The sequence below is a fragment of the Microbacterium sp. bgisy203 genome, from assembly GCF_965345155.1.
GTDB lineage: Bacteria > Actinomycetota > Actinomycetes > Actinomycetales > Microbacteriaceae > Microbacterium.
In genome coordinates, this window is record NZ_CBDRLZ010000004.1 from 181,772 (window position 1) to 194,768 (window position 12,997).

At 70.5% G+C, this 12,997-nt stretch carries 11 protein-coding genes; 3 read left to right on the plus strand and 8 right to left on the minus strand.

Annotated features, from left to right (window positions below; all coding sequences use genetic code 11):
• Positions 1 to 4: 4 nt before the first annotated feature.
• Positions 5 to 1,078: an Rv2578c family radical SAM protein gene (locus ACRVYW_RS08655; protein ID WP_431803663.1), complete on the minus strand. Its 1,074-nt coding sequence runs from the start codon at positions 1,076 to 1,078 to the stop codon at positions 5 to 7.
• A 153-nt stretch (positions 1,079 to 1,231) separates the two neighbouring features.
• Between ACRVYW_RS08655 and ACRVYW_RS08660 the strand changes: the two genes are divergently transcribed.
• Entirely contained in the window at positions 1,232 to 2,395 is a 1,164-nt protein-coding gene (locus ACRVYW_RS08660) for an acyl-CoA dehydrogenase family protein (protein WP_431803665.1), read from the plus strand.
• 236 nt (positions 2,396 to 2,631) lie between these two features.
• Here ACRVYW_RS08660 and ACRVYW_RS08665 read toward each other — a convergent pair whose 3' ends face one another.
• The 5 genes from ACRVYW_RS08665 to ACRVYW_RS08685 form a co-directional block, all read right to left on the minus strand.
• Positions 2,632 to 3,219 carry an ECF transporter S component gene (locus ACRVYW_RS08665; RefSeq protein ID WP_431803667.1) on the minus strand — a complete coding sequence of 196 codons (588 nt, stop codon included), beginning with the start codon at positions 3,217 to 3,219 and terminating at the stop codon, positions 2,632 to 2,634.
• Complete coding sequence (locus ACRVYW_RS08670; RefSeq protein ID WP_431803669.1) at positions 3,219 to 4,121, minus strand: siderophore-interacting protein; 903 nt, start codon at positions 4,119 to 4,121, stop codon at positions 3,219 to 3,221. Before ACRVYW_RS08670 ends, ACRVYW_RS08665 begins: the two co-directional genes overlap by 1 nt.
• Positions 4,122 to 4,179: 58 nt before the next feature.
• Positions 4,180 to 4,989, minus strand: coding sequence for an energy-coupling factor transporter transmembrane component T family protein (locus ACRVYW_RS08675; protein ID WP_431803670.1), 810 nt, complete (start codon positions 4,987 to 4,989; stop codon positions 4,180 to 4,182).
• The gene (locus ACRVYW_RS08680) at positions 4,986 to 6,809 is read right to left on the minus strand and encodes an ABC transporter ATP-binding protein (protein ID WP_431803672.1); all 1,824 of its coding nucleotides are present in this window, start codon (positions 6,807 to 6,809) and stop codon (positions 4,986 to 4,988) included. The genes ACRVYW_RS08675 and ACRVYW_RS08680 overlap by 4 nt, the downstream gene beginning before the upstream one ends.
• Before the next feature lie 286 nt (positions 6,810 to 7,095).
• Complete coding sequence (locus ACRVYW_RS08685) at positions 7,096 to 7,650, minus strand: ECF transporter S component (RefSeq protein WP_431803674.1); 555 nt, start codon at positions 7,648 to 7,650, stop codon at positions 7,096 to 7,098.
• Between the two features lie 91 nt (positions 7,651 to 7,741).
• Between ACRVYW_RS08685 and ACRVYW_RS08690 the strand changes: the two genes are divergently transcribed.
• Positions 7,742 to 9,016 (plus strand): DUF2254 domain-containing protein, encoded by a 1,275-nt coding sequence (locus ACRVYW_RS08690; protein WP_431803676.1) that lies wholly within the window; start codon positions 7,742 to 7,744, stop codon positions 9,014 to 9,016.
• Positions 9,017 to 9,096: 80 nt separating this feature from the next.
• Here the strand turns inward: ACRVYW_RS08690 and ACRVYW_RS08695 are convergent, their stop codons facing one another.
• Positions 9,097 to 10,128, minus strand: coding sequence for a pirin family protein (locus tag ACRVYW_RS08695; protein WP_431803678.1), 1,032 nt, complete (start codon positions 10,126 to 10,128; stop codon positions 9,097 to 9,099).
• Between the two features lie 4 nt (positions 10,129 to 10,132).
• A complete protein-coding gene (locus tag ACRVYW_RS08700; protein WP_431803680.1) occupies positions 10,133 to 10,516 on the minus strand; it encodes a GNAT family N-acetyltransferase in 384 nt (127 codons plus the stop codon).
• A 166-nt stretch (positions 10,517 to 10,682) separates the two neighbouring features.
• On the opposite strand from ACRVYW_RS08700, the gene ACRVYW_RS08705 reads away from it, so the two are divergent.
• Positions 10,683 to 12,971 carry a carbon starvation CstA family protein gene (locus ACRVYW_RS08705; RefSeq protein WP_431803682.1) on the plus strand — a complete coding sequence of 763 codons (2,289 nt, stop codon included), beginning with the start codon at positions 10,683 to 10,685 and terminating at the stop codon, positions 12,969 to 12,971.
• The last annotated feature ends 26 nt before the right edge of the window (positions 12,972 to 12,997 follow it).

Below are 12,997 nucleotides of genomic sequence, written 5' to 3' on the forward strand. Positions count from 1 at the left end.
CCGCTCAAAACAGCCGCGTCGCAGCGAGCGCCTCGCCGCGGGGCGTGGGCGCTGCTCGCGCCCCGCGCGCCGTCGTCCGTACGGGGCCTGCCCGCGGGGGCCGATTCTCCACCTCCTCTTCCGCGCCGCCGCCGAGTCCGTGCCGTCGCAGCAGCGGACGCACGCGCGCGGCGAGCATCTTCCGGTATCCCTCCGGCGCGTAGGCGGATGCCCCGGGGTACAGCCCCCGGTACGCCGGCACCAGTTCGGGGTGATCGCGCTCGAGCCACTGCCAGAACCACTCCTTGGCACCAGGGCGCAGGTGCAGCGCGCCGAACACGACGCGCGTCGCCCCCGCGGCGCGGATCCGCGCCAACGCGTCGTCGATGGCCGGCGCCGAGTCGGTGATGTGGGGGAGGAGGGGCATGAGGAAGACCGACACCCGGAATCCGGCATCCGTCGCCGCGCGCACTGTCGCGAGCCGCGCGGCCGCGCTGGGCGTCCCCGGTTCGATCGCGGCCTGCAGCGCGTCATCGAAGACGGCGATCGACATCGCGAGGGAGATCGGCACACGTGTCGCGGCATCCGCCAGCAGCGGGAGATCTCGTCGCAGGAGCGTCCCCTTCGTCAGGATCGACAGCGGCGTCCGGCTTTCGGCAAGGGCGCCGATGATCTCCGGCATCAGCCGGTAGCGGCCCTCCGCGCGCTGGTAGGGGTCGGTGTTGGTGCCGAGCGCGACCGGCTCGCGGGCCCACGTGGGCTTTGCGAGCTCGCGTCGCAGGACGTCGGCGACGTTCACCTTGACGACGACCTGGCTGTCGAAGTCGCGCCCCGCGTCGAGGTCGAGATAGGTGTGCGTATTGCGAGCAAAGCAATACGAACATGCATGAGTGCATCCACGATAGGGATTGACGGTCCAGTCGAACGGCATCGCCGACATCGCCGGCACGTGGTTGAGTGCCGACTTCGCGTGGACCTCGTGGAACGTCACTCCCTGGAACTCCGGTGTCGTCACCGAGCGCACCAGGCCCTCGAGCGTTTCGAGTCCGGGCAGCGCGGAGGCATCCTTCTCTCCGATACTCTGTCCCCGCCACCGCATATCGACATTAGAACAGATATGCGATAGCGTCGCAAGACGTCCATCACACGCCGTCGTGAAACCCAGTACCATTACCTCTGGGATGGAATCTCACGATCCGGTGGATGCACTCCCGCAATCTTCGAGAACTCGACGACGAGAGGAAGGCGCACCATGGAGCGCGACATCTACGACGAAGACCACGAGGCGTTCCGCGACGTCGTCAAGGAGTTCGTCAAGCGGTATGTGACCAACGAGGCCCGCGAGAAGTGGGATGCCGACGGCGAGGTCGACCGCGCGACCATGCTCGCCGCGGGCGAGTCGGGCATCATCGGCCTGAGCGTCCCCGAGGAGTTCGGGGGCGCGGGCATGCTGCAGGACTACCGCTTCCGCGCGATCGTCAACGAAGAGGTCATCCGCGCCGGCGCGGGCTCGCTCGCGGGCGCCTTCGGCATCCAGGACGACCTCGCGATCCCGTACATCGTCCACATGGGCACGCAGGCGCAGAAGGAGAAGTGGCTGCCGCGCATGGCGACCGGCGAGGTCCTCGGCGCGCTCGCGATGACCGAGCCGGGCGCCGGCTCGGACCTGCGCGGCATCAAGACCACCGCGAAGAAGGTCGACGGCGGCTACATCGTCAACGGCGCGAAGACCTTCATCTCCTCGGGCAAGACCGCCGACATCGTCGTGACGTTCGTCAAGACGGGCGAGGGCAACCGTCCCGACGCGTTCTCGATCCTCATCGTCGAGAACGGCATGGAGGGCTTCGACCACGGCAAGAAGCTCCACAAGATGGGCTTCCAGGGCCACGACACCGCCGAGCTCTCGTTCACCGACGTGTTCGTCCCCGAAGAGAACCTCATCTCGGGCGAAGAGGGCCGCGGCTTCATCCAGCTCATGATGAATCTCCCCCTCGAGCGCATGTCGATCGGCGTCGCCGCCGCGGCCGCCTCGCAGGCTGCCCTCGAGTGGACCGTCGCCTACACGAAGGACCGCGAGGCCTTCGGCGAGCGGATCATCGATTTCCAGAACACGCGCTTCCAGCTCGCGTCGATCGCCGCCGACGTCGAGGCGCTGTGGGCCTACACCGACCGCGCGCTGCTCGCGTACAAGGACAAGAAGCTCTCGGCCGAGGATGCCGCGATGTACAAGTTCTGGGCGACCGAGCGCGAGTGGGAGATCCTCGACATCGGCGTGCAGCTGCACGGTGGCTACGGCTACATCACCGAGTACCCGATCGCCCGTGCTTTCCTGGATGCCCGTGTGCACCGGATCTACGGCGGCACCAACGAGATCATGCGCGACATCGTCTCGCGTCAGATCGCCGGCAAGCGCTGACGCTCATCTGACCCGTCGGCGACGTCGACACCGAAACGGCCGGGAGGCTTCGCCCTCCCGGCCGTTCGCGTGTCCGGCATCCTGACGCCGACCTCCGAGCGGGATCGGGGCGGACGCAACGGCAAGGCCCCGTGCGCGACACGCCGCACTCGACGTGCGCGCGACGGCGTGTCGGCGTCGAAGCCTTGCCGTTGGTGACAGGGGCAGTGGGATGCCGAGACTCCTTCCCCCGGGCATCAGCCCTCGGCGACGGGGGCGACCGGCGCCGGATCCGCGGCCGCCGCCCGCCGGCGCGCGAGGCGCGCGACCCCGGCAGCGCGGAGCCGGTCGGCGATCACCAGCCCGAGCCACGTGGCGACCGCCGCCGACGCGAGCAGACCGACGACGTAGAGGACGACGACCCACCAGGGGAACGCGGTCATGTTCGCAGAGGTCACGGTCCACAGCGCGTAGAGCACGAAAGCGCTCAGCGCACCGACGTAGTACAGCCCGCGGCCCCACTTGCGGTAGAGCGTCACGAGGAACGGCAACTCGATGAACGCGGCGAACATGACGTTCGTGACGACGATCGCGGGCCCGCTCGCCGAGAACGGCGCCGCGACGAGTCCCGAGATGAGGCCCGTCAGCACAGCCGCGCCGGGCTTCTCGATGAGACGCATGGCGATGACGAATCCGATGACCCACGCGCCGGCCGTCAGGGCGCCGAGCGGGGGGAACGTCGCGTAGGTGAGCGTCGACAGCGCGGTCATCGGGATGATGAGCAGTCCCGTGGCGACGCCGATCGCGGCGCAGGTGAGCAGGTAGGCGGTGGTGGCTTTGCCCATCAGAGGGTTCCTTCCGTGTGGTTGTGTTCCGCGCGGTTCTGTTCGGATTTCGGCGTCGGTGAGGAGGCGCCCACGCGCCAGTACCCGACGAAGCTGATCTGGCTCTTGTCGAGCCCCTGCGAGACGAGGTGGCGGCGCGCCGATGTCGGCAGCGCCTGCTCGCCGACGATAAACGCGTGGGTTGCGGGCGCCGGCGCCGGGAGGGTCTGCAGTTCGGCGAGGGCGAGGGTGCCGGGCTTGACGCCCTCGGGGCGCACGAGCCAGCGCACCTCGACGCCCTCGGGCGCCTCGAAGGGCAGTACATCGTCGGACGAGGGCGCCTCGATGATCGCGACGCCCGTCGCGGAACGTGGCAGCGAAGCGCAGACACCTGCCACCGCGGGCGCACCCGTCTCATCAGCCACGAGCAGCAGGTCGTCGACACCGCGCGCCGGGTTGAACCCGAGGCCCTCGTCGATGATGACGACCGACTCGCCCGTCGTCGCCGCCTCCGCCCAGCGCGACGCGGGGCCGGCGGTCGCACCCGACCCGTGCAGCACGAAGTCGACGTCGATCTCGGGCCCTCCCGACGCGCCCGCGGCCCGGAACGCCCGCACGGTGTAGTTGCGCATGACGGGCCGCACCCCGTCGGGGATCCGCAGATACTTCACGTACCCGAAGATCTTGTTCGCCTTCGCGGGGATCCGCTCGAGCCCATCGTCACCGCCGTCGCCGCCGTCGTGGTTTCGGCGCGGCAGGAACAGGCGGAACCACTGGTCGTACCCCATCGGCACGAACTGCGCGATGTCGCCACCGCCGAGGGTGACACGGATCCAGTGCGCGCCCAGGCGTTCGGTGCGCAGGACCTCGAGGCGCAGGAGCTCTTGCGATGCGGGCTTCACGAGCGCGGAGGCGCGGGCCATGCGGTGTCCTTTCGGCGGGAGGTTTCCCCGGGCCGGGGATCGGCGGGCGGGCACGTCATCAGAGTGTCCAGGGGAAGAAGAAGGTGAGGATGCCGGCACTCACGAGCCAGAAGACGACGACGAACACGGTGTCGCGCCTCCGCCACGGCACGAGGTGGCGTTCGGTGCGGTCGGGGTAGGCGCCGAAGGCCCGGGCATCCATCGCCAGCGCGACCCGCTCGGCATGCCGGATCGCCCCCGCCAGCAGCGGCACGATGTACCCCCACCAGCGCGCGAGAGAGCTGAAGGGGCCGCGCCCGACGTGCGCTCCGCGCACCCGGTGCGCCTGCCGGATGACCTCGAGCTCGTACCCGAACCGCGGCACGAAGCGGAATGCCGCGAGGGCCGTGTAGCCGATCCGGTACGGCACCCGCAGCTGCTGCACGGCGGCGCGGACGAGGTCGGGGCCGGCCGTCGTGAGCCCCGCGATGAAGGCGAGCGCGATGATCGCCGCGAGCCGCACGCCCGTCGCCATGCCGATCATCAGCGCCCCGCCGTAGAGGTGCCAGCCCCCGATCTGCAGGACGGTCACCGACGTGTCGACGCGGGAGGCATCCGTCCACACCGCCATGCCCAGGCCCAGCACGATCGCCGCGGCGGGGATCGCGACGCCGAGCAGCAGCGCGAGGCGCCCCGTCAGGCGCGCGCCGGTGAGGAGCACCAGATACGCGAGCGCGAGGAAGGCGAGCGGCGTCGCGAGGTCGCGGACGAAGACGAGCAGGATCATCGCGGGGAGGGGCGCGGCGAACTTCGCGATCGGCCCGAGCCGGTAGAGGTACCGGCCCGAGGGCGCCGCGGTCGCGTACGGGTCGATGGCGACGGCGCTCATGCCCCGTCCCCCGTCGCGGCGGGCGCTTCGGCGGCCCGCGGCAGGTCGGCGAGGCGCGTGACACCGGCGAGCGAAGGATGCCTCGTCAGGCCCGCGAACGCGCGAGCGAGCGGCGGGCGGCGGAGGCCGGCGCGCTCGAGCAGGGCGGCATCGGCGAAGATGTCGGGCGTCGCGGCATCCGCCATGATCCGGCCGTCGCCGACGACGATCGTTCGCTGCGCGTACTCGGTGACCAGTTGCATGTCGTGCGTGACGACGAGGATCGTCGTGCCCTCGCGGTTGAGGTCCTGCAGCAGCGTCAGCAGCTCGTCGGCCCGCGCGCGGTCCTGCCCGAAGGTCGGTTCGTCGAGCGCCAGCACGGGCGCACCGGCGACGAGCGCCGTACCGACCGAGAGACGCCGCTTCTGCCCGCCGGAGAGGAGGAACGGATGGACGTCGGCTTTGTCTTCGAGGCCGAAGCGGCGGAGCACCTCGGTCGTGCGCGCGGTGACCTCGTCGTCGGGGAGCTTCTGCAGTCGCAGTCCGTGCGCGAGCTCGTCGAAGACGGTGTGCGCGATGAACTGGTGCTCGGGGTTCTGGAAGACGAAGCCGACGCGGCGCGAGAGCTTCCGGAGGTCGACCCGCGAGATGTCGGCGCCGTCGACGGAGACCTGACCGCGCGGAACGCGCACCACCCCGGCGAGCGACTGGAGGAGCGTCGTCTTGCCGGCGCCGTTCGCGCCGACGATCGCGACGAACTCGCCGGGGCGCACGTCGAGGTCGACGCCGTGCAGGATCTCGGTCCTGCCGCGCTGCGTGCGGAGATTCCGGGCACGGATCAGCGGCGCGGTGTCCATCGTGGTCGCGTCGGCGATGGTCGTCGCGTTGCCGGAGGCGGCGGAGACGGGAGACGGCGTGCGGGATTCGAGGGCAGGCGCGGGCGAGGATGCCGTGGCTACGGCGACGCGGAGCTCGTCGGCATCCACCGGCAACGGGTCGATGCTCCAGCCGGCCGCGCGCAGTCGCAGCGCCGCGAGGGTCGCGACGGGGAGCCAGACCCCCATCGCGTGCAGCTCGTCGGCGCGAGCGCGGAGGACCTCGTCGACCGTGCCGTCCGCGTAGGTGCGGCCCTCGTGATCGAGGACGACGACCCGGTCGGTGATCGCGACGGCGGCGTCGAGGTTGTGCTCGATCAGGACGATCGACCGGTCGCCGGCGGCGACCAGATCGCCGAGGGCGGCGTAGACCTCTTCGATGCCCTGCGGGTCGAGGTTCGCCGTCGGCTCGTCAAGTACGAGGAGGGGTGAGCCCATCGCGAGGGCGCATGCGATCGCGAGGCGCTGACGTCCGCCGCCGCTCAGGCGGTCGGGGTTCTCGGCGCGGCGCTCCCAAAGGCCGACACGGCGGAGTGCGTCTTCGGCGCGCGCGAGGACGATGTCGACCGGCACCCGCAGGTTCTCGGGGCCGAAGGCGACCTCGTCGAGCAGCGTGCCGGTGACGAGCTGCGCGTCGGGGTCTTGGAAGACCATGCCGACATGCGTGCTGAGGCGCGAGACCGGTGTCGTCTGGGTGTCGAGTCCGTCGACGCGGACGACCCCCTCGACGCTCGCCGGCACCGCCTGGGGGATCAGCCCGTTGAGCGCGAGTGCGAGGGTCGACTTGCCGGCGCCGCTCGGACCGAGGAGCAGCACGACCTCGCCGCGTGCGACCTCGAAGCTCGCGCCGGCGGGGGTCGCGACGGCGGCGCTCTCGTGCCGGATCGCGAGGCTCCGTACCGAGAGCAGCGGCGCCGCCGCGCCGTCGGCGGAGGCCGCGGTGCGCGTGGAGGCGGCTGAGGTCACGGGAGGTCCAGACGATCGAGGGCGCGGGCCGCGAACGCGGCGGGCGGCGGTGCGGCGAGGTCTCGGCGGCGGGATGCCGCGAAGGTAGCATCTCCTAACTTAGCCGACCCTAACCTCGCGTAACACGTCGGGTCCGGCCGTCACCCCGTTCGGTTCGCAGGAGATTCGGTCGTGGGCGGGGCACCAGGCCCGAAATGCCGGGGCCCACCGCGTCGGCGGTCGAGGAAGTCCTGCGAACCGAACGCCCCGTGTCGGGCAATGGCGCCATCAGCCGGCGCGGCCGGGCTCAGCGGCGCACGCTGCGGCTGGCGACGCCCGCGCGCCGGAGCGACGTGCCGATGCCGAGTCCGACCGCCGTCCAGACGACGGGGCCGAGCACCGAGAGAGCGAGATAGGCCACCTGCGCCCAGATCGGCAGCGTGCCGAGATCGACGACCGCGTAGACGACGACCGCGACGATCGCGCCGATGATGACGGCCGACACGAAGAAGCGCCAGGCTCCCCACGCGCGGTAGCGGGTCAGGGCCGCGACGCCCTCCTGGATCGCGCCGAACAGCAGGGCGGTCCCGAGGAATCGCCCCGCCCAGGCCGGATTGAAGGCGCTTGAGACCAGGGCGGCCATGACGTGCGCGAGAAGCGCCACGAAGGGGAGGCGCAGCACCTCCTGCGCGATGATCCCGGGCAGCACGTGTGCCCCCAGCACGAGGCCGTACAGGAACGGTGCGCCCGCGAGGACGACCGGTGTGAGCACTCCGGCGACACCGCCGACGATGCCGGTCGCGACGCCGATCGCGGCGCATACGAGCAGCACGCGCGTCGAGAGGATCGGGGTGCGGGCCACGATTCCAGCGTACCGTCCGCGCAGCGACACGAGCCGGGCGCACGGGCCGTGCGTATGCAGGCGGGGCGCGGCTCCGAGCTATCGTGGACGGATGTCGAACCCCGCCCGCGGAGCGCTCCTGTCGGCTCTCGTGCGCTTCTCCCGGCAGGTGTGGGTGCGCGCCGCCGTGTTCGCCCTCGCGGCGGTGGTGTTCGCGCTGGTGGCGGGCGTCGTCGGCCAGCTCGTGCCGTTCGATCTCGCGATCGATCTCGGGCAGGACTCGGTCGGCTCGATCCTCCAGATCATCGCTACGGCGATGCTCACGGCGACGACCTTTTCGGTGACGGCGATGGTCACGGCCTACTCGTCCGCCGCGACGTCGGCGACCCCGCGCGCGACTCGCCTCCTCATCGCCGATCCGACATCGCAGAACGCGCTCGCGACGTTCCTCGGCGCCTTCGTGTTCGCGCTGGTCGGGATCATCGCCCTCTCGACGGGGTACTACGGCGAGGAGGGCCGCACGATCCTCTTCTTCGGAACGCTCATCGTCGTCGCGATCATCGTCGTGACGCTCCTGCGGTGGATCGGGCACCTCGCCGGGTTCGGCCGGATGACGGACGTCATCGATCGGGTGGAGGATGCCGCGTCCGAGACGATCTCGGCCTTCGCCGCCGCGCCCACCCTGGGAGCGCGTCCCTACCGCGAGGCGCCGCGCGACGCGGAGACGGTGTGGGCCGACGAGACGGGCTACATCGCCCACATCGATCTTGCGGCGATCGATCGGGCCGCTCAGCGCGCGGGCGCCGAGGTCTACGTCGCCGCCATGCCGGGCTCGGTGGCCGACGCGCTCCATCCGCTCGCCCACGTCGTTCCCGCTGAAGAGACGACGGATGCCCGCGACGCGGGCTCCCTCGGAGACGTCGTGCGCCGCGCCTTCCTGATCGAGCATCACCGCGACTTCGACCAGGACCCCCGGCTCGGCGTCATCGCCCTCAGCGAGATCGCCAGTCGCGCGCTGTCGCCCGCCACGAACGACCCGGGAACGGCGATCGATGTGATCGCCGCCCTGCAACGCGTCTTCACGCTCACCGCGACGACGGAGCCGTCGGGAGAGGTCGACTTTCCGCACGTCCACGTGCGGGCGCCCGAACTGCGAGATCTCGTCACCGACGCCTTCCGACCGATCGCGCGCGACGGCTCGGGCATCGTCGAGGTGCAGCTGCGGCTGCAGAAGTGTCTGGCCGCGCTCGCCGCCGCCGACCCCGAGAACAGCGCCGTCTACACGGCGGCCGCGTCCGACGCCCGTCGTCGTGCGCGTGCGGCCCTCGACCCCGTCGACGCCCTCACCCTCGACGACGTCGCGCTCGACTCACAGCCCGGTCTCTGAGCGCGCGCCGAGGGGAGCCGGCGACACGCCCCGGTCGTTGAGCGAGCGCTGCGCGTCGAAACGCCGCAACGGACCGACCTTCAGACCCGCCGGCGCCGCTCGGTCAGCCGCACACCGGGTAGGGGCGGCGCGGGAATCCGCTCGTCGCCGTGCCCGACGACGTGCCCGTATCGGTCGGAGCCCGACTCCCAGGCATCCCGCGCCTCGACGATCTCCTCGTGGCGGCGACCGACGAAGTTCCACCACATGACGATGTCCGCCTCGAACGGCTCGCCGCCGAGCAGGAACAGGGTCGTGTCGCGCTCGGCGCGCACCGCGATGCCGTCGCGATGGATGCCGAGGTACAGCAGCCCCTGGTCGGGCAACGCGATCCCGGCGGCGCCTTCCTCACCGGCATCCACGACCGGCTCTCCCGAGACGCCGACGAGCGCGTACTCCCATTCCGGGACCAGCGGGAGCGTGACGGCCGCCCCGGCGGGAAGGTGCAGCTCGACGCCCGCGATCGGCGTGTACATCGTCGCGGGCGAGGCGGTGCCCGCGAACGAGCCGACGACGACGGTCGCCGTCGCGCCGTCGTCGAGGTCGATCACGGGCAGGTCTTCGTGACGCTCGAAGGCCTGCGGTCCGTGTCGTCGCGACTCGGGCAACGCGACCCAGAGCTGCAGCATGTCGAGCGGGACGGGCCCCTCGCCGACCGAGTATTCCGAGTGCGCGATGCCCGCGCCGCTCGTCATGAGGTTGAGCACGCCGCGCCGCACGACGACGTCACTGCCGAGGGTGTCGCGGTGGCGCACCTCACCGACGAGCGGCCAGGTCACGGTCTGCAGGCCGATGTGCGGGTGCGGTTCGACGCGCATGCGCACCTCCTGCGGCCCGAACCGGTCGAGGAAGCACCAGGCGCCGACCATCGGAAGCTCCCGCTGCGGGAGGCTCCGATGCACCTCCATCGCCCGGAGGCTCCGATGCACCTCCATCGCCCGGAGGCTCCGATGCGCCTCCATCGCCCGGACGCCGCCGAGCGGCACCTCGCGCGACTCGAGGAGGAGCGCGCGGGGTCCGTCGCACAGCGGCGGCGCCTCGGTGAGCTCGGGACCGGCATCCAGGCGGGTCATGCGTTCAGCTGCCGACGCCCTCGTCGGAGGGGTTCTTCTCCGCGGTGTTCTTCCCCGCAGTGGATGCCTCGTCGGCGATGGTGACGTAGCGGTCCTTCCACTCGATCTTCAGCCCGGGCACCTCGTGCTCCTTGAGGTACTTCACGACGAACGGGCACACGGGGATGACGGTTTCGCCACGCGCCGCGACGTCGGCCATCGCCGCCGACACGAGGGCCGTCCCGTAACCGCGCCCCCCGAAGGCGGGGTCGATCTCGGTGTGCGGAAAGATGAGGCGGCCCGGGCCGTCGTGGACGAACTCCGTGAACCCGGCGACCATTCCGTCGTCGAGGACGAGCTGGTACTGGCCGGCCTCGTCGTTGCGGATGACGGGGGGTGAATCGGTCATGACGGCTCCTCTGCGTCGGGCGAATACATCGGGGGCGAGCGGTACGGGTTCCAACGTAGGCGGGTGCCCCGGTGTTCCGCCAGCGGTGCGGTCGCCGCATCGCGCGGCCTGCGCACGCTTGCTACGGTGTACGCGTCGCAACGACGCGCCCGTGAGGAGACCCCCCATGTCGACATCGCCGTCCCGGCCCCGCTCCGCCTCCGACTACGACGACCCCGAGATCGTCCCCGATCCGAGTCTTCCGCCGACCTCCCTCACCCCCGAGCAGGAGGCCGAGGAGAGCCGCTGGACGTGGCCGAGAATCGTCCTCTGGGTGGCGATCGCGCTGCTCGGCGGCGTCGCCTGGACGATGCTCGCGATCGTCCGCGGCGAGACGGTGAACGCGATCTGGTTCGTGTTCGCCGCCGTCTGCACCTATCTGATCGGGTACCGCTTCTACTCGAAGGTCATCGAGCGCTACATCACCCGGCCCGACGACCGCCGGGCGACCCCCGCTGAGGTCCGCTCCGACGGCAAGGACTACGTGCCGACCGACCGCCGCGTGCTCTACGGCCACCACTTCGCCGCGATCGCCGGCGCCGGTCCGCTCGTCGGTCCGGTCCTGGCGGCGCAGATGGGCTATCTCCCCGGCACCATCTGGATCATCGTCGGCGTCGTCCTCGCCGGCGCGGTGCAGGACTACACGGTCCTCTTCTTCTCGATGCGCCGCGGTGGCCGCACGATCGGGCAGATGGCCCGCCAGGAGCTCGGCAAGATCGGCGGCACGGCGGCGATCATCGCCTCGCTGCTGATCATGCTGATCATCGTCGCGATCCTCGCGCTCGTCGTCGTCAACGCCCTCGGCGAGAGCCCGTGGGGCGTGTTCTCCGTCTCGATGACGATCCCCATCGCCCTGTTCATGGGCGTGTACCTCCGGTACCTGCGCCCCGGCAAGGTGACCGAGGTGTCGATCATCGGGTTCGTGCTGCTCATGGCGGCGATCATCGGCGGCGGCTGGGTCGCCTCGACCGAATGGGGCTACGCGCTCTTCCACCTCGACAAGACGACGATCGCGTGGGGCATCATCATCTACGGGTTTATCGCCGCGATCCTGCCGGTCTGGCTGCTGCTCGCCCCGCGCGACTACCTGTCGACCTTCATGAAGATCGGCGTCATCGTCATGCTCGCCCTCGCGATCGTCGTGGTGCGCCCCGAGATCACGGTGCCGGCGGTGACCGTGTTCGGCGAGACGGGCCTCGGGCCGGTGTTCGCAGGGCCCCTCTTCCCGTTCCTGTTCGTGACGATCGCCTGCGGCGCCCTGTCCGGGTTCCACGCGCTGATCTCCTCGGGGACGACCCCGAAGCTCGTCGAGAAGGAGAAGCAGACCCGCTTCATCGGCTACGGCGGCATGCTCATGGAGTCGTTCGTCGCGATCATGGCGCTCGTCGCGGCCCTGTCGATCGACCAGGGCATCTACTTCGCGATGAACTCTCCCGCGGCACTCACGGGCGGCACCGTCGAAGGAGCCGTGGCCTTCGTCAACTCTCTCGGCCTCACGGGTGTCCACCTGACCCCGGAGATGCTGACGAGCACGGCCGAGGCGGTCGGCGAGGAATCGATCGTCTCGCGTACCGGCGGCGCTCCGACGCTCGCCCTCGGTCTCGCGCACATCATGCAGCAGGCGCTCGGCGGCCAGGCGCTCATGGCGTTCTGGTACCACTTCGCGATCATGTTCGAGGCCCTGTTCATCCTCACGGCGGTGGATGCCGGAACCCGCGTCGCCCGCTTCATGCTGCAGGACTCGATCGGCGCCTGGATCCCCAAGTTCCGCGACGTCTCGTGGCGTCCCGGTGTCTGGATCTGCACAGCCATCATGGTCGCGGGCTGGGGCTACATCCTGATCCTCGGCGTCACCGATCCGCTCGGCGGCATCAACACGTTCTTCCCGCTGTTCGGCATCGCGAATCAGCTGCTCGCCGCGATCGCCCTGTCGGTCGTCATGGCGATCGTCGCCAAGCGCGGCCCGAAGTACGTGAAGTGGCTCTGGATCATCGCGCTGCCGATGGTGTTCACGGCCGTCGTGACGATCACGGCATCCATGTACAAGATCTTCTCGCCCGTGCCGCAGATCGGATACTGGGCCAACAACGCCAAGTACCGCGCCGCGAAGGCGGCCGGCGACGGCAGCCTCGGCACACCGGAAGTCGTCGACGCGGTCATCCGCAATACGGCGGTGCAGGGCACCCTGTCGATCATCTTCGTGACCCTCGCGATCGTCGTGATCCTCGTCGCGATCGTCGTGACGGTGCAGGCGATCCGTCACGGCGGCGGTGAGAACACCGAAGACCCGGCCGTCGCCTCGCGCCGCTACGCCCCCGCGGGGTTCATCGCGACGAAGGACGAACGCGAGCTCGAGAAGGAATGGGAGCCGATCCTCGCCGAGGAGCGGGCGGCCACCGCCCGCCGCGGGCATTGATGAGGACGCGTCGCAGACAGTGAGTG